The sequence below is a fragment of the Streptomyces sp. WM6386 genome, from assembly GCF_000972385.1.
Taxonomy (GTDB): domain Bacteria; phylum Actinomycetota; class Actinomycetes; order Streptomycetales; family Streptomycetaceae; genus Streptomyces.
On record NZ_JXTE01000018.1, the window covers coordinates 15,594 to 35,031 of the forward strand.

Here is a 19,438-nt window from a genome sequence, read left to right on the forward strand (position 1 = left end):
GATGACCGACCAGCCGTATGAGGGGCAGCAGTACCAGCAGGGGTACGACCCGTACTGGCAGCAGCCCCAGCCCCAGCCCCAGCAGCAGTCCTGGCCCGGGCAGCAGCAGGGCTACGAGGATCCGCAGGCCGACCGGCAGTACACCCAGCAGTGGCAGGGCCAGACCTGGGAGACACAGGTCCAGGCACCGGTCGCGCCGGCCGCGGACACGTCGTACCTGCCGCAGCAGCAGTACGCCGAGCCGCCGGCCCCCGTGGCGACCCCTGCGCAGGCCCCCGCCACCTCCGACTACGGCCCCGCCAGCCTCGGCGGCAACACCCGCATCACCGACGCCCAGCGCGCCCGCCTCGAGGGCCGCTCCCCGGTCATCGAACCCGGCATGCAGCCCGCCGCGCTCACCGCGCTGCTCGGTCTGCTCCTCGCCGGCACGGCGGCCGTCGGGTCGTACGCCCTCCTTGTCCCGCTCGTCGCCCTGCAGGCGGTGACGGCGGCCGGCTGGTTCCGGCTGAACGGCATGTGGCCCGCCCGGCAGGGCATCGCGCTGGCGTTCCTGGGCGCGCTGGTCGCGGACGTGGCGCTGCTGGCGTCCGACCACGCGCCGTCCGCGATCCTCGGGACGCTGGGCGTCTGGGTGCTGCTCTCCCTGGTGCTCCAGCTGCGCTCGCACGCCGACCCCGACACCCGGATGTACGGCCTGATGGCCACCGTCGCCTCGGCGGCCCTGGCGATCATCGCCTCCGGCTATCTCGCGGCCGCCGCGGACGCGGTGACGGTCGGCGCGGCCTCGGTCGCGGTAGCCGTCCTGGCCCGTGCGCTGCCGCTGCCGACGCCGGCCTCCGTGGTGGTCTCGCTGCTCGCCGCGGCGGGCGCGGGCATCGCGGTCGGCGGGATGACGGACCTGGGCTCGGAAGGTGCGCTGCTGGGCGCGGGCGCGGGGGCGTGCGCGCTGATCGGCCACCGGGTCGCGAGCTACGACTACCCGTCCCGCTTCGTGCACTTCACGGCGGGCGTGGCCCTGCCGCTGGCCGCCGCGGCACCGGCGGTGTACCTGCTGGGGCGGGCGCTCGGGTAAAGCCCTGGCCCGCCTTGTCACAGGTGATCGACAAACTCCTGGTCGGCGCCCCGGCCGGAGTTACGGTGGCACCCGGACGTAGACCGCCTAGGTGGGGGAACACCAAAGAATGCGCGCACTGCGAATACTTCTGATCGTCGTCGTCATTCTGGGCGGCCTCTTCGTGATCGCCGACCGTGTCGCGGTCCACTTCGCGGAGGGCGAGGTCGCGGACAAGCTCAGGACCACCGAGAACCTCTCCTCCACCCCCGATGTGTCCATCAAGGGCTTCCCGTTCCTCACCCAGGTCGTCTCCGGCGAGCTCGACGACACCGAGGTCGGCATCAAGGACTACGAGGCCGCCGCCGGCACCACGGGCGACAAGATCCGCATCGACGACATCAAGGCGAACTTCAAGGGCGTCGCCTTCTCCGGCGACTACAGCTCCGCGACCGCCGCCACCGCGAACGGCACCGCGAGCATCTCCTACGACGAGCTGCTCAAGGCCGCCAAGTCCGAGCCGACGGAGATCTTTCCCGGGGTGACGTCCGAGGTCGTCGGTCTCTCCGACGGCGGCAACGGCAAGATCAAGGTGAACGTCAAGGTCACGGCCCTGGGCAAGTCGACGACGTATCCGGTGCTCAGCACGGTCACCGTCGACGGCGACACCGTGAAGGTGCACGCGGACAACCTGCCGAACATGGTCGTCGAGGTCGCGGAGGGCAAGGTCCGCTCGATCACCGACTTCGCGCAGAAGATCGACGACCTGCCCGGCGGCGTGCAGCTCGACAAGGTCGAGGCCGCGCCGAACGGCGTAGAGGTGACGGTGAAGGGTTCGAACGTCGAGCTGGCCGGGTAGGACGGCGTTCGGCGGACAGGAACTGTCCGAGGAGCGAGACGGGTCGTCCGCACCGCAGATGTGACGACGGCCACCGGCGCCCGAAACCCGTGCGGTCACGGCCCGGGCGCTGCTCTGATCCCACATCCCGGACGATCGCGTCTCAAAATACGACACGCCGGTGACACGCCAGGCTGTCCGTCCCTACGATCGACGCATGAAGCGACAGGCGGATCTCACGAAGCGGCGGGCAGTGGACCTGTGCCGCGTTGCCGCCATGCTCTGTCGCACCTTCTGAGCGGAAGCTCCGTCCTTCCGCATCCCCCGCCCTGATTCCAGGGCATCCGTGCGCCGCGCCCGCACCGGGCCACGCACCCTCGCACTCGCACGCCCCGCCGTAACTGCCCCGGAGGAGAAAGAGCATGAGCCGCAGCGACGTCCTGGTCGACGCCGACTGGGTCGAGGCCAACCTCGACAACGCCGACATCGCGATCGTGGAGGTGGACGAGGACACGTCCGCCTACGAGAAGAACCACATCAGGAACGCGATCCGGATCGACTGGACGAAGGACCTGCAGGACCCGGTCCGCCGTGACTTCATCGACCAGGAGGGCTTCGAGAAGCTCCTCTCGGCGAAGGGCATCGCCAACGACACGCTGGTGATCCTCTACGGCGGTAACAACAACTGGTTCGCCTCGTACGCCTACTGGTACTTCAAGCTGTACGGCCACGACAGCGTCAAGCTGCTCGACGGCGGCCGCAAGAAGTGGGAGCTCGACGCCCGCGAGCTGGTCGAGGAGGTCCCGGAGCGGGCCGCCACCGACTACAAGGCCAAGGCCCAGAACACCGCGATCCGCGCCTTCCGCGACGACGTGGTGGCGGCGATCGGTTCGCAGAACCTGGTCGACGTCCGTTCGCCCGACGAGTTCAGCGGCAAGCTGCTCGCCCCGGCGCACCTTCCGCAGGAGCAGTCGCAGCGTCCGGGCCACGTCCCGTCCGCCCGCAACATCCCGTGGTCGAAGAACGCCAACGACGACGGCACCTTCAAGTCGGACGACGAGCTCAAGGAGCTCTACGCCGAGGAGCAGGTGGACCTGGCGAAGGACACCATCGCCTACTGCCGCATCGGTGAGCGCTCGGCTCTCACCTGGTTCGTGCTGCACGAGCTGCTGGGCGTGGAGAACGTCAAGAACTACGACGGCTCCTGGACCGAGTACGGCAGCCTGGTCGGCGTTCCGATCGAGCTCGGCGCCAACAAGTAAGCAGAGTCCCCGCTCAATCCCGACCGGCCTTCCTTCCGGTCAGACCCCTCTTGGAGAAAGACATGTGTGGAGCGAAGGCCGGCGGCCCGGACGCCTCGACGATCAAGCCCGGTGAGACCACGATCCAGGGCCAGGTGACCCGCGACGGCGAGCCGGTGGTGGGCTACGTCCGCCTCCTGGACTCGACCGGCGAGTTCACCGCCGAGGTCCCGACCTCGGCGACGGGCCAGTTCCGCTTCTACGCGGCCGAGGGCACCTGGACCGTCCGCGCCCTGGTCCCCGGCGGCACCGCCGACCGCACGGTCGTCGCCCAGCAGGGCGGCCTCGCGGAGGTCGCGATCGCGGTCTGAACCGCCGAGATCGACCGAAGGGCCGCACCCCGTCGGGTGCGGCCCTTCGGCATGTCCGGGTACGGGCCTACGCTGGACTCATGCTGGCGCGACGACGTCATGTCTACTTCGCCATGATGGGCACGTGCATCGGGCTCTTCGTCCTGGCCTGGTCAGTCGTGCGACTCTGGTCGGTTCCGGTGGCCGTCGGCATGTGCGTGGTCGCCATGCTGATTCCCCCGGTCGCCGCGATGGTCGCCAACCGCCGTGGCCCTGACGACCGTTGGTGGGACGACCCGTCCGGGGACCCCAAGTCGGACGACTGGTGGGACGAGCTGGACGGGAAGAAGCGGCCGCGGTAGGAAGGCCTGCATGTCGCCCACGAAGCTGTCAGCCGTCGTGCTCGACGCACCGGACGCCCACCGGCTCGCCGACTTCTACATGCGTCTGCTCGGCTTCGTCGTGCGCACCGATGAGTCCGACTGGGTGACCATCGGCCCGCCCGGCGGCGGCACGGGCCTGTCCTTCCAGACCGAGCCCGAGTACGTGCCGCCGGTCTGGCCCACCCGCAGACCCGGCGAGCAGCAGATGATGCTGCACCTCGACATCGAGGTCGACGACCTGCACACCGAGACCGCGCGGGCCATTGCGGAGGGGGCGCGGCCGGCCGACCACCAGCCGCAGGACGACGTCCGGGTGCTCTTCGACCCTGCGGGCCATCCGTTCTGTCTGTGGGTCCGGACGGCTCAGTAGACCAGCGCCTGCGTCCCGTCCCCCAGCGCCTCCTGCACGAACACCTGCGCCCCCGCGATCCGTACGCCCTCGATGACGTCCTTCTCCGTGATGTCCCGCCGGGCCGCGCACTGGGTGCACAACGTCAGCGTGCCGCCGGCCAGGATCGAGTCGATCAGGTCGGGGAGCGGGGCCGCGTGCGGCAGTTCGAACTCGGCGGCGCGCCCCGGCAGCGCGAACCACGCGGACTCCCCGGTCAGCCACAGGGAGACCGTCACCCCGCTGGCCACGGCCACCGCCGCCACCGTGAACGCCTGCGAGCAGCGCTCGGGGGCATCGGCCCCCGCCGTCACCTTGATCACGAGCTTCTTCGCCATGCCTGAATCGTAATCATCTCGCCTACAACCCAGGTCATCGGCGGTGAGTCTCCTGTGCGCGCATACGGAATGCGCACTTCACGTTCTGTGGGGGGACGTCTTGGAAGTACCTGAAGTTCTGGAAGTACCGGTAATGGCGGAGGTGCCCGAAGCGCCCCGTCAGCGCCGGCGCGGGCGCACCACACTCCTCATCGCCGCGGCCGCCGTCCTCGGCATCGTCGCCGGCACCTGCACCGGATTCCTCGTCCAGGCCGACCGTGAGCCCACCCGGCTGCCGTCGCTGTCCCAGCCTGCCGTCAAGCAGGCCAAGGGCGAGGTCGAGCCGTTGTCCGCGGCGCAGGACCGGCGGGTGAAGACGGACGGAGACCTGCGCAAGCTGCTGCTGAAGAAGCCGGCCGGGGCGAAGAAGGCCGACTGGCTGGACGCCAGCGACGGCTGGATGAGCCTGGCGTCCTACGCCGACGCCTTCGAGAAGCCGGGCGGTGCCTTCGACGACCTCGTCAACGACGAATTCCGCCGCGCGGCCGTCACCGGCTGGGAGACCGGCAACTTCACGGTGACGGTCCGGCTGATCCAGTACCGGCAGGAGGAGTACATCGCGGCCGCCGACGCCGTGGACGACGGCCAGTACTGGGCGGAGAAGGAGGACTCCACCGACAGCTGGGTCGTGCCGGGCACCGAGGACGGGATGGCCTACGTCCACCACGAGCCCGAGACCGAGCCCGGCTACCTGCCGCTCTACAGCGCGGAGGCGCACGCCTGGCGCGGTGACATCGCCGTGGAGGTCTGGATCTACGACACCAAGCCGATCACCAAGAAGAAGATCATGGACCTGGCCGAGCGGCAGATGGAGCGGCTGTGACGGAGAACCAGAACGAGCCGATCAGCCAGGCCGGCAAGGTCGAGGCCGGGGTAGAGGCGGGGGCCGGGGTTGAGGTCGAGGCCGGGCCCGGGGCCGAGGTCGAGGCCGGGTCCGGGGTTGAGGTCGAGGCTGAGGTAGAGGCTGAGGTCGTCGAGCCCGCGGTGCCCGTCAAGAAGCCCGTCCGCCGTGGTCGCATAGCCGCGATCGCCGGGTCCGTGCTGCTGGTCGGCGCGGTCGTGGCAGGCGTCGGCTACACCGTCGTGACCGTGGACGGCGCCGACCGTGACGCCGGTGCCCCGGTCTGGAAGTTCCCGAAGACCGTGGCCGAGGAGAAGAAGGCGGCCGAGGCCGACGGGCTGGCCGGTGTGCTCGTGCCGTACGGGTTCGACGGCTGGCACCAGGGCCCGGACCTCGCCGAGTTCGGCTCCGACGTCGAGCTCAGCGGCACCCAGGCGACCGCCCTGCGCAAGGAGTCGCTGAGCGGCCTGCCCCGCACCCAGCGCCGGCAGCTGGAGAAGGAGATCGACAAACGGCGCATCACGGGCATGGTGATGCGCAGCTACGTCAGCATGACCGGGAGCAGCTTCACCGGGCCGGGTGTCTCCACGGTCAGCATCACGCTGGCCCGGATGGAGAAGCGCGCCGCCGCCAAGGACATCTCGACGTCCCAGAATGCCTTCCTCGACGCCCTGGACATCTTCCGAGCGGGCCCGAAGATCAAGGGCTTCAAGAATGCCGAGTGCTTCCTGCCGCCCAAGGACGCGGACGACGACCTCGACATGATGTTCTGCTCCGCCTACCAGGGCGACATCCTGATCAGCGCCACCGCCGACGGCGCCAAGCCATTCGACACCAAGACGATCGCGAAGCTTCTCGCCGAGCAGCTCGACCGCATCGCAGAGCCGGGGGAGGCGGTATGACCGAGCAGACCGAGCAGACGGAACCCACCGAGCAGCGGCACCTCGTGGTGCCGCCCGTGCCCGAGGCGCCCCCGCAGCCCGTGACCCCGGCCTCGGCCCCGGCCCCGGCCCCGGCCCCGAAGGACCGTCGCGTCCTGTGGGCCGTACTGCGCTGGACCGCCGCCGTCGTGGTCTTCGCCGTGGCCGGCGCGGGGACGGCGTACGGCATCACCCGCATGGAACGCACGGACGTACCCGGACTCGCGACCGAGTCGGACGGACGCTGGGAATACCCGGAGATCGTCAAGCCGCCGCTGCCCTCCGGCAGCCCGGGCCCCTTCGCCGAGGCGAACACGGCCGGCTCGCACTACGCCGACCTGCGGGGGCTCGTGCTGCCCGCACCCGAGGGCGCGACGCCCGACAAGGCACTCGTCGGGAAGGACGGCTGGCTGGCGACGAAGGACTTCCTGGCGGCGTACGAGTCGAAGGGGGAGGGGGAGACGGTCGGGGCGCTGCTGACCGACCACGGGCTGCGGCACATCGCCGCCCGCGGCTGGACCACGACGGACGGCACGCGTACCCGGATCTACCTGCTCCAGTTCGAGACGGCCGCGGTCGCCGAGAGCCTTGAGCAGGACTACTTCTCCAGCGTCATGGCCCCTCCGTACGCTCTGAAGGGCGCCACCCAGAGCCTCATGGACGAGGACTTCCCGACGAAGGTCGCGGTGGAGGACGTACGGCGGTACCCGTACACCGAGACCAAGCCCTATGGCGCCGAGCACGTCCGCCAGGCCTACCTCGTCTCCGGTGACATCCTCGCGCTGGTCGTCCAGTCCAGGAAGGGCGGCGCCGGGGCCATGCCGTTCCAGCAGACGGTGGTTCTGCAGAGCCAGCTGCTCGGCTGAGGCGTACCTCGCAGAGAAGGCAGGGCCCCGGCCGACTAAGCTGGGGCCCGGCTCGTGTACCTCCCCCAGAGGGGGTACCCCCAACCCTCGCTCACCGTAGGAGCACCAAGTGCTTGAGGTTGTCTTCGAAATCCTGCTCGCCATGGTCTGCGTCGGCGTCCTCGCCTTCGCCGGGCTGACAGCGAAGAAGCTGTACCAGGGCCAGCGCTGACCCATACCTAGGAACTTCCACTCATGATCGAGATCCCGTCCGACCTCCACAAGGAGCTCGTCCCGCTCGCCTTCCTGCTCGGCAACTGGGCCGGCGCGGGCGTGCACGACTTCCCCGGCTCCGAGAAGTGCAACTTCGGGCAGGAGGTCACCTTCTCGCACGACGGCCGGGACTTCCTGGAGTACCAGTCCCACACCTGGGTCCTGGACAACGACGGGAACAAGGTCCGTCCGCTGGAGTCCGAGCACGGCTTCTGGCGCGTCGACGCCGACCGCAAGGTCGAGATCACGATGGTCCGTGACGACGGCGTCGTGGAGATCTGGTACGGCGAGCTGGCGAAGCAGAAGCCGCAGATCGACCTGGTCACGGACGCGGTGGCGCGTACGGCGGCCTCGGGCCCGTACACCGGCGGCAAGCGTCTCTACGGCTATGTCAAGAGCGACCTCATGTGGGTCGGCGAGAAGCAGACCCCCGAGGTCGAGCTGCGCCCCTACATGTCCGCGCACCTGAAGAAGGTCGTCACCCCGGAGGACGTCGAGCGCTGGGCCAAGGCTCTCCCCGACGACATGCCGGACGACGGCATCGCCTTCTTCAAGTAATTCTTTACGGTGGTCACCTGTTCGGATGAACCGCGTGGTTTGGCGGGACATGGCAGGGGTCGCCGTCTGGCTTCGTGCTCGTGAAGCTGGTGGTGCGGGTCAAGCTCCTGCCGACGCCCGAGCAGGCGGCGGCACTCCCACAACATCGCCTCTCGTGGGTGGCGGGTGTGGGTCTGCGGGGCCAGGTCGGTGGCCCCTGCTCTCACACTCGTTTCGTGAGGACTGGACGCGGCCGGTCTCATCGAAGCCATCGATGTCCTGAGCTGCAAACCCGGGACGGCAGTCCAGGGTGGCTGACGTAGGCCTAGACTCGTCGGTGTGGTGAGCACCGACTGGAAGAGTGATCTGCGGCAGCGCGGTTACCGGCTGACCCCGCAACGGCAGCTTGTGCTCGAAGCCGTGGACACCCTTGAGCACGCGACCCCCGACGACATCCTCACGGAAGTGAAGAAGACGGCGTCGGGGGTCAACATTTCCACGGTCTACCGGACCCTGGAGCTCCTGGAGGAGCTCGGTCTGGTCAGCCACGCCCATCTGGGGCACGGGGCGCCGACGTACCATCTCGCGGACCGCCACCACCACATCCACCTGGTCTGCCGCGACTGCCAGAACGTCATCGAGGCGGATATCGCGGTGGCGGCGGAGTTCACCGCGAAGCTGCGCTCGACCTTCGGGTTCGAGACGGACATGAAGCACTTCGCGATCTTCGGCCGGTGCAAGGACTGCTCCCTCAAGGCTTCAACTACCGAGTCGTAGGCTTAGGCATATGAAGAGCCCTCTGCTGTCCCTGCCCGGCGCCGTCCCCGCCGAGGGCGTGGACGAAGGCGTCGCCGCCCACTACGGCGACCTGTTCCGCGAACAGCGCGCCCTCGCCGACGGCACCGGATTCGTCGACCTCTCCCACCGCGGTGTCCTCACCGTCACCGGCGAGGACCGGCTGAGCTGGCTGCATCTGCTGCTCACGCAACACGTCTCCGAGCTGCCCGTGGGCGAGGCCACCGAGGCGCTGATCCTGTCCGCCAACGGCCACATCGAGCACGCGCTGTACCTGGTGGACGACGGTGTGACGGTCTGGATCCACGTGGAACCCGACACCCAGGAGGCGCTGCTCGCCTACCTGGAGTCGATGAAGTTCTTCTACCGGGTCGAGGCCGCCGACCGCACGGCCGACTTCGCGGTCGTCCATCTGCCGGCCGGTTCGATCGCCCCGGTGCCGGCGGGCGTCGTCGTCCGCGAGACGGCGTACGGCCGTGATCTGTTCCTCCCGCGCGCGGACCTGGAGTCGTACGCCGAGCAGGCGGGCCCGGCGGCCGGCCTGCTGGCCTACGAGGCGCTGCGCGTCGAGCACCACCGCCCCCGCCTCGGCTTCGAGACCGACCACCGCACCATCCCGCACGAGCTGGGCTGGATCGGCACGGCGGTGCACCTGCAGAAGGGCTGCTACCGAGGCCAGGAGACGGTCGCCCGCGTCCAGAACCTGGGCAAGCCCCCGCGCCGCCTCGTCTTCCTCCACCTCGACGGCAGCGAGGTCCACCTGCCGCCGGCCGGCACCCAGATCCACCTCGCGGACGACGGCCCCGACGGCCGCAAGATCGGCTTCATCACCACGTCCGTACGCCACCACGAGCTCGGCCCGGTCGCCCTCGCACTGGTGAAGCGGAACGTGCCGCTGCACGCGCGACTGGTGGCGGACACGACGGCGGCGGCGCAGGAGGTCGTGGTCGAGCCCTGAGGGACCGAGGGGCTAGATCTCCACGAGCACGGTGAAGGGACCGTCGTTCGTCAGCGACACCCGCATCTGGGCGCCGAAGCGCCCCGTCGCCACCGTCGCGCCCAGGGCGCGGAGTTGGGCCACGACCTCGTCGACGAGCGGCTCGGCGACGTCGCCGGGCGCGGCGGCGTTCCAGGTGGGGCGGCGGCCTTTCCTCGCGTCCCCGTACAGCGTGAACTGGCTGATCACGAGGAGCGGGGCGTCGATGTCGCTGCAGGACTTCTCGTCGGGCAGCATGCGGATCGACCAGAGTTTGCGGGCGAGTTGGGCGGCCTTCTCCTTGGTGTCCTCGTGGGTGACCCCCACGAGGACACAGAGCCCTTCGCCGACGATCTCCCCGACGGTCTCACCCTCGACGACGACACTCGCGCCGTCGACTCTCTGCACCACTGCACGCATGGGACCATCATGCCGCCCGGGCCGCAGGGACCTTTCCTCGGGCTTCTTTTTGCTCGATAACCCCCCATCTGGGGCCGATCGGGGGCACTCAGTCACATAGCGGCCACTTGGGGTGGCACGATGCTCATACACGCCCGGTCGAGGGGACGGTTGAGGCACATGAGCACACCGAGCATCGGACAGCCGCCCGGGGCTGTTGTCCGGCCGCCCGCGCAGCGTACGGAGGAGCCGTGGCTGCCCGCGGACCCGTCCGGGCACGACCTGGCCCCGCTGAGCCTGCCCGAGCTGCGCACCCTGCGCCGGGACGCCCAGCGCGACGAGGCGGACCTCAGCTATGTACGGCGGCTGCTGCAGGGCCGTATCGACATCCTGCGCGCGGAGTTGGCACGCCGCTCGCCGGCGGGGGAGGGCTCGGTCGTGGAACGCCTCTCCGAGATCCTCGCGGACGCCCCGGCCCGCCACCGCTCCTCGGCCCGCCACGTGACCCTGGGCACGCCCCACAGCGAGGAGTACCGCCGCCTGGCCGCCGAAATGCTCGCCGAGGTCGAACTCTCGGACCTCCGGGCCCGCACCGACCTCGAACTGAACGCCGCGATGGCCCGCCTCGTCCGCTACGAGCAGCAGGTCTCCCGCCGCCGCCAGCGCCTCCAGCGCACGGCGGACGACTGCAGCGCGGAGATCGCCCGACGGTACCGGGAGGGCGAGGCGCAGGTGGACGACCTGTTGATGTGAGGAGGGGGGTCGGGTCCCTGAGGGGGCGGGAAAATCGTCGCGACAGCTCACCGTCGTAGACCTAACGTGGCTCCATGACTCGCCCGCATCCCGACATCGTCATCCGTCCGATCGACGAGGACGAGATTCCCGACTGGATCCGTGCTCTGAACACCGGTTTTCTGCGCAGTCCCGGCGTCACCGAGGACGAGGTCGCGGACCGGAACAGCTACATCGAACCGTCCCGGACGCTGGGTGCCTTCGAGGGTGGGCGGTGTGTGGCGACGTTCCGGTCGTTCGACCAGCAGCTCACGGTTGTCGGTGGCGCGGCCGTTCCCGCGGATGCCGTCACGAACGTCACTGTGACGGCCACCCACCGCCGACGCGGCATCCTGACGCGGATGATGGCCGAGGATCTCGGCGCGGCGAAGGAGCGCGGGGACGTCGTCGCCACGCTGATCGCCGCCGAGTACCCGATCTACGGCCGCTACGGCTTCGGTCCCGTCACCTGGATGACCGAGTGGACGGTGGACGTGCCCCGCGCCGGGCTGGACGCCCGTTGTTCGGGGCCCGAGGACGGCGGCCGTATCGATCTCGTGGACGGCGAGGACGTACGCAAGCTCGGCCCGGACCTGCATGAGCGCGTGCGCCGCGGCCAACCCGGTGCGGTCAGCCGTACGCAGCGATGGTGGGAGACCGAGACCGGGGTCGTACATCTGGACCGGGCCCCCTGGGTCGAGCCGTTCTTCGCCGTGTACCGCTCGGCCACCGGCGAGGTCGAGGGAATGGTGGCGTACAAGTGCGACGACCGGTGGGACGACAAGCAGCCGGCGGAGACGGCCAAGGTGAGGTGGCTGATAGCCACGACCGCGGCCGCCGAGCGCGCCCTGTGGCGGCACCTGTGCTCGATCGACTGGGTCACGAAGGTGCGGAGCGGCTGGCGCGGGCCCGACGACCTGTTGCCGTTCTTCCTGCCCGACCCGCGGGCCGCCCGCATCACCACGCACGCGGACTGGCTGTGGGTGCGGATCCTGGACGTCGTACGGGCTCTGGAGGCGCGTACGTACGACAGGGCGGGGGCGTTGGTCCTGGAGGTCGTCGACGGGGCCGGCCTGGCCGGCGGGCGTTATCGGCTGGAGGCGGCTGAGGACGGTCGGGCGTCCTGTACGGCGACCACGCGGGGTGCCGAACTCACCCTGGATGTCGCTGACTTGGCCACCCTGTGGCTCGGCGACGAGTCCGCCGTACGGCTTGCCGCGCTCGGCCGGGTCCGGGAAGACCGAGCGGGCGCCGCCCTGGTGGCCGACGCCCTGCTGCGTACGCCCGGGCGGCCTTGGTGCCCGGACATGTTCTGAGGTCTCCTTCCCGTCGGGGACAGGACTGATCCGTAGCCGTAGCTCTTGCTGTTGTTGCTGTGGAGTTGTGGCTGTGCGCAGCGGTGTTCAGTTGTCGATGTGGAGTTGTGGCTGTACTGACCGACCAGGCTCTCGGCTCCCCTCCGGAAGAGAGCCCGGTCGGCCGACTGCGCGGACTTGGGCGGTCCGGTCAGCCGGACTGGGCGAGCAGCATCACGAGGATCGCCGCTCCGATGCCGCCGACCATGGTGTTCTTTGCCTTGATGCCGACGGTGAGAAGGACGAAGGCGATGATGCCCATCGGCCCCCACTTCCACTGGATGAGCTGCTCGAATCCGATGGCGAGGGCGGCGATGGCGATGGCGAACGGCATGACGATCCCCCCTGAACGAAGTCCCTGTTTGGCGCCAACCCCTTGGAAGCTTGACCATGTTGTGCAAGTTGGCGACCAACTTCACTGTACTTATCTCCGCTTGGATGCGTCTCATAACCACCTTCCCTCGAACTGCCCAAAGATGGCGAGAAGTTGTAGTGTTTGGTCGTGGACCCGAAACACGCCTCCGTCAATGGACGGGAGAGGTCACAGCGGCCACACACATCACATCGTGACGTGGCCGACGAGCTGCGTTCCCGGATCCGGTCCGGTGAGCTGCGGCCGGGTCAGCGCATGCCCACCCAGGCCAGGCTGGCCGACGAGTTCGGAGTGGAGCGCGGGGCGGTACGACAGGCCCTGCGCATCCTGCAGTCCGAGCAACTGCTCACCAACGTGTCCAAGGGCAGCCCCGCGACCGTCGCCCCCGACCTCGGCAGGGCGCTGACCGGCCCCGGAGCCCCGCCGCAGCCCACGATGGTGGGCCTCGCCCCGCGGATAGCCGCCGCCTTCGCGACCCCGCACGTGGAGATCGACGCGCTCTGCCTGACCTCGGTCTCCTTCAACCTCGCCCTCGGCGAACCACTGCGCCAGATTCACGCCGGACAGCTGAAACCGGCCAAGATCGACGTCCGCGTACTGCTGCCGAGTCGCGACATCGACCTCGCCTTCCCGGCCCCGGTCGACGCCTCGGTGGACGGCCGGCTCCAGCGCCACTGGCTGGCGCATCGCAACGCCCAGGGTCATGTGCTGCGCCACAACCTGCTGGCCCTGCGCGCCACGCACGGCATCGACGTCCAGGTCACCTTCCGCGCGCTGCCCTTCACCCCGCCGGTGAAGCTGTACCTGCTCAACAACACGGAAGCCCTGTTCGCCTACTACACCCTGACCCAGCGCGAGGAGCAGGTCGACCACGAGTTCCTGCAGATGTACGACGCCGAGGGCACCCAGTCGATGCTGTTCGCCTTCGAGCAGGGCGCCGGCCTGCGGGACACCACCTTCGTCGAGCAGTCCCACCTGTGGTTCAACGCACTGTGGGAGACGATCAGTTCGGAGCTGACGCTCACGAGCTGAAGGTCTCCCACAGTGGCGGATCCGGGCGTTGCCTGTCTGTCATAGGGCGGGCCCCGCGACCAGCAGGGCGAGCACGACGGCGCCGATGGAGCTCAGGGCCGGGCTCTTGGCCCTGACGCCGATGGTGAGCAGCAGCAGACCGACGATGCCGGTGGCGCCGTACTTCCACTGAACGGTCTGCTCGATGCCGGTGACGAGGAGGGCGGAGAGGAGGTAGAGAGCTGGCACGGTGTTCCCCCTTCGGGCGTGAGGCGGGCATCCGGGACGGTCGGATGTGCGGGGGGTTGGATGTGCGGGGGGTTGGGCAACAAGGAGGCAAAACTTCCGCCAACTTGGCCAAGTTGGCAACCATCTCAGTATTAGTTGTCCCCACTTGGCCCGTAGTCCGAAACAACTTCCAAACAACTCCCCATAGATGGATCGGAGTTGTAGCGTTTGGTCGTGACCCAGGAGAACGTTGCAGTGAACGGCAGCAGAAGGCTCTCGCCCCAGGAGATCGCCGACATCCTGCGGGAACGTATTCGCGCAGGAGACCTCAAGGCGGGAGACCGCCTGCCCACCCAGGCCGAGTTGGCAGAGGAGTTCAACGTCGAGCGCGGCGCCGTCCGCCAGGCCCTGCGCGCCCTCCAGGAGGACGGGCTGCTCAGCAATGTGAGCAAGGGGAGCCCGCCGAGGATCGCGGAGCCGGCACCGGTCCGGGGGGCGCCGCAGCCGACGATGGTGGGGCTGGCGCCGCGGCTGGCGGAGGCCTTCTCGGCGAAGCACGTGCGCGTGGACGTCGTGAGTCACACCTCCGAGACCCTGATGCTGGCCCTCGGCGATTCACTCCGCCGGATCCACGAGGGCAGGATTCACCCCGAGTCGATCAACTTTCGCGTCCTGCTGCCGTCCCGGGACATCAACCTCGCCTTCCCGGTACTGATCGACCAGGACGGCGAGGAGAACCCGGTCCACGAGCGTTGGCTGGAGATGCGCAATGCTCAGGCCCACGTCCTCAAGTACAACCTCAACGCCGTCCGCTCCACCCACGGCATCGACGTCCAAGTCACCTTCCGCGCCCTGCCGTTCACCCCGCCGGTGAAGATGTACCTTCTCAACAGTGATGAAGTGCTGCTCGGCTACTACATGCTCGAACGGCGCGAGGAGGAGTACGAGAGCCAGACCCTGGAGATGTACGACGTCCTGGGCTCCCGCTCCGTCCTCTTCTCCTTCGTGAAGGCGGCGAGCCAGCGCGATGCGGCGTTCGTGGAGGAATCCCAGAAGTGGTTCGACGCCCTCTGGGAAACCATCACGACGGACCTGACACTCTCCTAGTGACCCCTGATACGACGCAGACTGAAGCGGTGACAGCAGAACTCGAGGAACTCCGCGACCTGATCACCCACGCCCGAGTCGTCCTGTGGGACTTCGACGGCCCGATCTGCCGCCTGTTCGCCGGGCACACGGCGGACGGGGTGGCGAGGGGGCTGGTCGAGTGGCTGGAGAGCCGTGGCCTGCACGGCCTGGTGACGGAGGACGAACGGGAGTCCCTCGACCCTCATGTCGTCCTGCGCGCCGTGGACGGCCGGCACCCCGGCAGTGACCTGGTCGCGGAGCTGGAGGAACGTCTCACCCAGGAGGAACTGCGTGCCGCGTCCTCCGCGATGCCGACGGCGTACGCGGACCCGCTCATACGCACCTGGACGGCGATCGGCTCCCGTCTGGCCATAGCGACGAACAACTCCCCCAGGGTCGTCCGCAGATACCTTTCCTCCCGGGGCCTGATCTCCTGCTTCACCCCCCACATCTACGGCCGCACCGAGGACCTCCACCGCCTCAAGCCCGACCCGCACTGCCTGAACCGCGCCCTGAACGCGATGGGCGCGGCCCCCTCGGCCGCCCTGATGATCGGCGACACCCCCTCCGACTACGAGGCCGCCCAGAGCGCGGGCGTCCCTTTCCTGGGCTACGCGCGTAACGAGCGCAAGGAGAAGCTGTTGCGGGATGCGGGGGCCGCGGTGGTGGTGAACTCGCTGGCGGTGGTGCGGGCCGTGGTTCTGGATCAGGCCTGAGTCATCAGCGCCACGAACACCACCGCTGCCCAAGCGGCCAGATCGTACCGTCGCGCCCGTATGCCGATGCCGATCAGCAACAGGACCAGCACGCCGACGGAGCCGAGCTGAGCCTGTGCCTGCCTGCTCAGGGCGAGCTCGCCGAGTCCCCTGAGGACCTGGATCAGGAGCATTCCAGCCACCTACCTTCCACTTGAGGCACCAACGCCCCAACTGGCCTTCCAATTGGAATGATTGGCTTGGAAACGGTCTGCCCTGCCGTAATGATCCCTTAACCAACGGTCCAATATGACTGCGCAGTTGGGCGATCCGGTTTGAGGGTGGACGGAAAGCGGTACGGTCGAACTGTGGATACACAGCAGGCCAGTGGTGGCGGCAAGGAGTTCGAGCGAGTCGCGGGTGAGTTGCGCGCGCGCATGACGGACGGCACCTATCCGGTGGACTCGCTTCTTCCGCCGCAGCGTGAACTGGCCGAGGCCTTCCGGGTCTCCCGTGACACCGTTCAGAAGGTGCTCAAGGAACTGAAGAGCGAAGGCTGGATCGAGTCGCGCCAGGGCAGTGGATCGCGGGTGGTCAAGACCCAGCGCGTCCAGTCGTCGGCGCCCAAAGCGACCAGGCTGCGGCGTGGCACAACGCTGGGTCCCCTCATAAGCGAAGCGTTTGAACAGCCCCAAGTCACCCTGGACGTCTATACATTGACGTCCGAGTCCCTGGACGCGCATATGCGACTCCAGGCTGAGCGGATCCGGGCCGGCTTCATCCACCCCGAACGTATCGCCCTGCGTATGTTGCTTCCGTCCACGTCGTTGCCCCTGCCCTACCCGAGGGCCGTGGACGACCGTGAAAGCCCTCGCCTGACGGACCGTCTGCACACCATCACAGAACGGCACACCAGTTCGTTGCGGTCGGTGCTGAGGGAGTTGGAGGCGGAGAAGCTGGTGCCGTCCGTCGACGTGCAGGTACGCCACGCGCCGCTGACACCCACTTTCAAGCTGTACCTGCTCAACGGCATCGAAGTACTGCACGGCCTGTACACGGTCATCGAGCGTCAGATAGTGACCGACGGCGGCGAGGCGATACCCGCTCTCGACGTCCTGGGGCTCGGCGCGACACTGACCCACCACGTGAAGGACGGCGACCCGGACTCGCCCGGCTCCGTCTTCGTGGACACCATGCGGGACTGGTTCGAATCGGTCTGGACGCGGCTCTCAGAGTCGTAACACGACGGTGTCCGGAGAGCACTCATGGGTGCGTTAACATTCCCGGACCGCCTGAGCAACCGCTCTGTTCCGCGCGTATAGAGAAGGCGAACACGCCAATCTCGAACGACCTGACTAAGAAGAGTGACAAACCTACCCGTTCTGGCTACTCGAGCTTGACTCTGGTCGTGGCTGGTAGAACCGGCATCTAGGGTTTCCCTTACTTCCGTGTCTTGCGCGAGTCATCCGGAGCGGCCCGTGGGCGCACCACCTCTTCCCCGCCCCGACCTCGGGGAACGCGTCCCGTACGCCGCCTTCAGAGGGTTCGTGAGGCGAGCCCAACAGCTGGGTGATGCCAGCAACGGACACCACAACCAGAACTACGTCTTACCGATGACGGACGATGTGGCACGGCTGCTGAGCCGCGAGCCCGGTACGACGGTTACCGTACGGATCCGGCGTGCCGAGGCCCTGCCCGTCGTGATCAGGACCTGGCAGGACGAGGCGAAGATCCTCAACGCCATCCAGGGGATCCTGCCCCATGTCCCGGAGTGCCTCGTCAAGCGGGACACCTTCGCGATCCACAGCTATGTCGAGGGCGTTCCCCTCTCCAGTGTCTGTGGCAACGGCAAGCCCGTGGACGCGTTGCTCATCAAGGCGCTCGCCGACCTGCTCGCCCAGATGGCCCAGGTGCGCAGGGGGGCGCTGCCCGCCCTGCCGGCGGACTGGCCCAACAACGACGACACAGACAGCCAGGGCTTTCTGCAGACGTTGGCATTCATGGCGGACCGGCAGATCCGACAGCCCAATTGGCATGACTTCGGTGGACTGTTTGCGGCCCTCGGCATTCCCGAGGACGCCATGCTCCGGCTGGCCAAGCGGATTCCGGCGATGGCCCGACGGCCATACAGTCTCCTGCACGCTGACCTGCACCGTGACAACCTGATCGTGACGTACGCCGGTGTTCCGCCGCTGATCTGCGTCGACTGGGAACTGGCGACCTACGGTGATCCTCTGCACGATCTCGCGACGCACCTCGTACGTATGCAGTACCCGGACTACCAGTGGCACGAGGTGGTCGACGCGTGGGCGAACGCCATGCAGGCGATCCGTCCCGCGGCCGTGAACGGCCTGTCGAAGGATCTGCGCCACTACGTCGCCTTCGAGCGGGCGCAATCCGTCTATCCGGACGTCATGCGGGCGGCACGGTCCCTGCAGGCTTGTCCCGACCAGAAGGGTATGGACGAGGCCAAGTCTGACGTGCGCCGGGCGCTGGAGGCGGCCGCGCAACCGCTCGGACTCAGCAATATTCCGGACGAGCAGGAGATCGAGCAGATCCTCTTCCGGTGGCAGGCCGCCAGGAACGACAGGCATGGCCCCTCCGTAAAGATCATCGGCTGGAGTCCGGACGCGCGTTTCCCCGAGCACCCGGCCTTTCCCGGCTCAGCCGTCCATGAGGCACTGCTCGCGGAGGGCGCCGCACCGGCCAGTCGGGTGTTCAAGGGCACCGGGCACCTCAACTCCGTGGTCCGGGTGCCCGGCGCCGACACCCCCGTCGTGGTCCGTCGCAAGGTGGCCAACGTCTGCCGGCGGGAGCGCGGTTTCCTGAGCGAGCACGCGGTTCTGCGGGCCATCGAGCAGTCGCAGGTCGATGTGACGGCTCCCAGGTTCCTCGCCCTCGGCACGAGCTACCGGGGGGAACCTTTCGCCATCCACACATACGAGGGTCCGCGTGACACCGGCCGGCCTCCCGAGCATCCCGTACAGGGGTTGCTGCCCCACGAGGCGAACCGACTCGTGGACCAGCTCTGCGAGCTGACAAAAGTGAACTACAAAGTGCTCGATCCGGCTGCCGGCGAGGGTCGTTTCTACGAGTGGCTGAGCGAGCAACTCGTGATTCTGGTAGCTGAGTTGCCGAAGGAATCACAGCAATTGGCCCGAAATCTGGGACTGCCCGATCACTTGCGGCTAAGGGAGATCCTTTCCCGGCATCAGGTGAGCCACCGCAAGCCCGCCTTGTTGCACGGTGACCTGAACCCGTGGAACCTCGTGCGCCGCGACGACTCTCTCGCGCTGACCATCATCGACTGGGAAATGGCAGTCGTCGGCGACCCCCTCTACGACCTGGTCCGGCACATGCACCTGACCCCCACGAGGCCGGAGATCCGCGAACGCATGTTCCGCCGCTGGGAACGTCTGCTTGAGACCGAACACACCACCAACTGGCGAAAGGACTGGGGTGTGTACCGCTGGATCGAGATCGTGCGTTCTGCGTACATCGACCTCGACCGTCTGGTGACCGGAGCCAGCCTGGACGCCCCTAACGTGCGCCGGGCAGTCGATTCCTACGCGATGACTCTGGCTGCGGCCACCGCCTCTCTCGGTCTGCCGGTCCGTTCCACGGCGAACCCCCATCTTGCCCGGGCCCTGGCCTGAGGGGACC

The 19,438-nt window shown here is 68.3% G+C and carries 25 protein-coding genes; 20 read left to right on the forward strand and 5 right to left on the reverse strand.

Annotated elements, in window-relative coordinates; translation table 11 throughout:
- Position 1: 1 nt before the first annotated feature.
- The 7 genes from TN53_RS13690 (at position 2) to TN53_RS13715 (ending at position 4,233) form a co-directional block, all read left to right on the forward strand.
- On the forward strand, positions 2 to 1,072 hold the full coding sequence (locus tag TN53_RS13690; protein WP_046258724.1) for a hypothetical protein: 1,071 nt from the start codon (positions 2 to 4) through the stop codon (positions 1,070 to 1,072).
- A gap of 109 nt (positions 1,073 to 1,181) precedes the next feature.
- Positions 1,182 to 1,910 (forward strand): DUF2993 domain-containing protein, encoded by a 729-nt coding sequence (locus TN53_RS13695; protein WP_046258725.1) that lies wholly within the window; start codon positions 1,182 to 1,184, stop codon positions 1,908 to 1,910.
- A gap of 196 nt (positions 1,911 to 2,106) precedes the next feature.
- The gene (locus tag TN53_RS49540; protein WP_350310325.1) at positions 2,107 to 2,187 is read left to right on the forward strand and encodes a putative leader peptide; all 81 of its coding nucleotides are present in this window, start codon (positions 2,107 to 2,109) and stop codon (positions 2,185 to 2,187) included.
- A gap of 124 nt (positions 2,188 to 2,311) precedes the next feature.
- Entirely contained in the window at positions 2,312 to 3,151 is an 840-nt protein-coding gene (locus TN53_RS13700; protein ID WP_046258726.1) for a sulfurtransferase, read from the forward strand.
- Positions 3,152 to 3,213: 62 nt separating this feature from the next.
- Positions 3,214 to 3,501: a DUF1416 domain-containing protein gene (locus TN53_RS13705; protein ID WP_007382995.1), complete on the forward strand. Its 288-nt coding sequence runs from the start codon at positions 3,214 to 3,216 to the stop codon at positions 3,499 to 3,501.
- Positions 3,502 to 3,581: 80 nt separating this feature from the next.
- Entirely contained in the window at positions 3,582 to 3,842 is a 261-nt protein-coding gene (locus TN53_RS13710; RefSeq protein ID WP_046258727.1) for a DUF3099 domain-containing protein, read from the forward strand.
- 10 nt (positions 3,843 to 3,852) lie between these two features.
- Positions 3,853 to 4,233, forward strand: coding sequence for a VOC family protein (locus tag TN53_RS13715; RefSeq protein WP_046258728.1), 381 nt, complete (start codon positions 3,853 to 3,855; stop codon positions 4,231 to 4,233).
- On the opposite strand, the gene TN53_RS13720 is transcribed toward TN53_RS13715, so the two are convergent.
- Positions 4,227 to 4,589, reverse strand: coding sequence for a DsrE family protein (locus TN53_RS13720; RefSeq protein WP_046258729.1), 363 nt, complete (start codon positions 4,587 to 4,589; stop codon positions 4,227 to 4,229). The genes TN53_RS13715 and TN53_RS13720 overlap by 7 nt on opposite strands.
- Positions 4,590 to 4,722: 133 nt before the next feature.
- On the opposite strand from TN53_RS13720, the gene TN53_RS13725 reads away from it, so the two are divergent.
- The 6 genes from TN53_RS13725 (at position 4,723) to TN53_RS13755 (ending at position 9,797) form a co-directional block, all read left to right on the forward strand.
- Positions 4,723 to 5,451 (forward strand): hypothetical protein, encoded by a 729-nt coding sequence (locus TN53_RS13725; RefSeq protein WP_046258730.1) that lies wholly within the window; start codon positions 4,723 to 4,725, stop codon positions 5,449 to 5,451.
- Positions 5,448 to 6,371, forward strand: a complete 924-nt coding sequence (locus TN53_RS13730) for a hypothetical protein (protein ID WP_234441591.1) — start codon at positions 5,448 to 5,450, stop codon at positions 6,369 to 6,371. Before TN53_RS13725 ends, TN53_RS13730 begins: the two co-directional genes overlap by 4 nt.
- Positions 6,368 to 7,255, forward strand: coding sequence for a hypothetical protein (locus TN53_RS13735; RefSeq protein WP_046258731.1), 888 nt, complete (start codon positions 6,368 to 6,370; stop codon positions 7,253 to 7,255). Before TN53_RS13730 ends, TN53_RS13735 begins: the two co-directional genes overlap by 4 nt.
- A 234-nt stretch (positions 7,256 to 7,489) precedes the next feature.
- Positions 7,490 to 8,065: an FABP family protein gene (locus TN53_RS13745; protein ID WP_046258733.1), complete on the forward strand. Its 576-nt coding sequence runs from the start codon at positions 7,490 to 7,492 to the stop codon at positions 8,063 to 8,065.
- Positions 8,066 to 8,383: 318 nt separating this feature from the next.
- Positions 8,384 to 8,821, forward strand: coding sequence for a Fur family transcriptional regulator (locus TN53_RS13750; protein WP_046258734.1), 438 nt, complete (start codon positions 8,384 to 8,386; stop codon positions 8,819 to 8,821).
- Between the two features lie 10 nt (positions 8,822 to 8,831).
- On the forward strand, positions 8,832 to 9,797 hold the full coding sequence (locus TN53_RS13755) for a YgfZ/GcvT domain-containing protein (protein WP_046258735.1): 966 nt from the start codon (positions 8,832 to 8,834) through the stop codon (positions 9,795 to 9,797).
- A 12-nt stretch (positions 9,798 to 9,809) separates the two neighbouring features.
- Here the strand turns inward: TN53_RS13755 and dtd are convergent, their stop codons facing one another.
- Complete coding sequence (gene dtd, locus TN53_RS13760) at positions 9,810 to 10,235, reverse strand: D-aminoacyl-tRNA deacylase (protein ID WP_046258736.1); 426 nt, start codon at positions 10,233 to 10,235, stop codon at positions 9,810 to 9,812.
- Between the two features lie 159 nt (positions 10,236 to 10,394).
- Between dtd and TN53_RS13765 the strand changes: the two genes are divergently transcribed.
- Complete coding sequence (locus tag TN53_RS13765; protein ID WP_046258737.1) at positions 10,395 to 10,967, forward strand: hypothetical protein; 573 nt, start codon at positions 10,395 to 10,397, stop codon at positions 10,965 to 10,967.
- A 74-nt stretch (positions 10,968 to 11,041) separates the two neighbouring features.
- A complete protein-coding gene (locus TN53_RS13770; protein WP_046258738.1) occupies positions 11,042 to 12,301 on the forward strand; it encodes a GNAT family N-acetyltransferase in 1,260 nt (419 codons plus the stop codon).
- A gap of 190 nt (positions 12,302 to 12,491) precedes the next feature.
- Here TN53_RS13770 and TN53_RS13775 read toward each other — a convergent pair whose 3' ends face one another.
- Positions 12,492 to 12,674: a hypothetical protein gene (locus TN53_RS13775; RefSeq protein WP_046258739.1), complete on the reverse strand. Its 183-nt coding sequence runs from the start codon at positions 12,672 to 12,674 to the stop codon at positions 12,492 to 12,494.
- A gap of 162 nt (positions 12,675 to 12,836) precedes the next feature.
- On the opposite strand from TN53_RS13775, the gene TN53_RS13780 reads away from it, so the two are divergent.
- The gene (locus TN53_RS13780) at positions 12,837 to 13,745 is read left to right on the forward strand and encodes a winged helix-turn-helix domain-containing protein (protein ID WP_095046472.1); all 909 of its coding nucleotides are present in this window, start codon (positions 12,837 to 12,839) and stop codon (positions 13,743 to 13,745) included.
- A gap of 39 nt (positions 13,746 to 13,784) precedes the next feature.
- Here TN53_RS13780 and TN53_RS13785 read toward each other — a convergent pair whose 3' ends face one another.
- A complete protein-coding gene (locus TN53_RS13785) occupies positions 13,785 to 13,973 on the reverse strand; it encodes a hypothetical protein (RefSeq protein WP_046258741.1) in 189 nt (62 codons plus the stop codon).
- A gap of 207 nt (positions 13,974 to 14,180) precedes the next feature.
- Here TN53_RS13785 and TN53_RS13790 point away from each other — a divergent pair, with 207 nt between their 5' ends.
- Entirely contained in the window at positions 14,181 to 15,059 is an 879-nt protein-coding gene (locus tag TN53_RS13790) for a winged helix-turn-helix domain-containing protein (RefSeq protein WP_095046473.1), read from the forward strand.
- Between the two features lie 29 nt (positions 15,060 to 15,088).
- Positions 15,089 to 15,796, forward strand: a complete 708-nt coding sequence (locus TN53_RS13795; protein WP_046258743.1) for an HAD family hydrolase — start codon at positions 15,089 to 15,091, stop codon at positions 15,794 to 15,796.
- Here TN53_RS13795 and TN53_RS13800 read toward each other — a convergent pair.
- The gene (locus tag TN53_RS13800; protein ID WP_046258744.1) at positions 15,787 to 15,969 is read right to left on the reverse strand and encodes a hypothetical protein; all 183 of its coding nucleotides are present in this window, start codon (positions 15,967 to 15,969) and stop codon (positions 15,787 to 15,789) included. The two genes, TN53_RS13795 and TN53_RS13800, sit on opposite strands and share 10 nt — an antisense overlap.
- 174 nt (positions 15,970 to 16,143) lie before the next feature.
- Between TN53_RS13800 and TN53_RS13805 the strand changes: the two genes are divergently transcribed.
- A complete protein-coding gene (locus TN53_RS13805; RefSeq protein ID WP_046258745.1) occupies positions 16,144 to 17,016 on the forward strand; it encodes a GntR family transcriptional regulator in 873 nt (290 codons plus the stop codon).
- A 372-nt stretch (positions 17,017 to 17,388) separates the two neighbouring features.
- Positions 17,389 to 19,431 carry a phosphotransferase family protein gene (locus tag TN53_RS13810; protein WP_095046475.1) on the forward strand — a complete coding sequence of 681 codons (2,043 nt, stop codon included), beginning with the start codon at positions 17,389 to 17,391 and terminating at the stop codon, positions 19,429 to 19,431.
- Positions 19,432 to 19,438 lie beyond the last annotated feature (7 nt).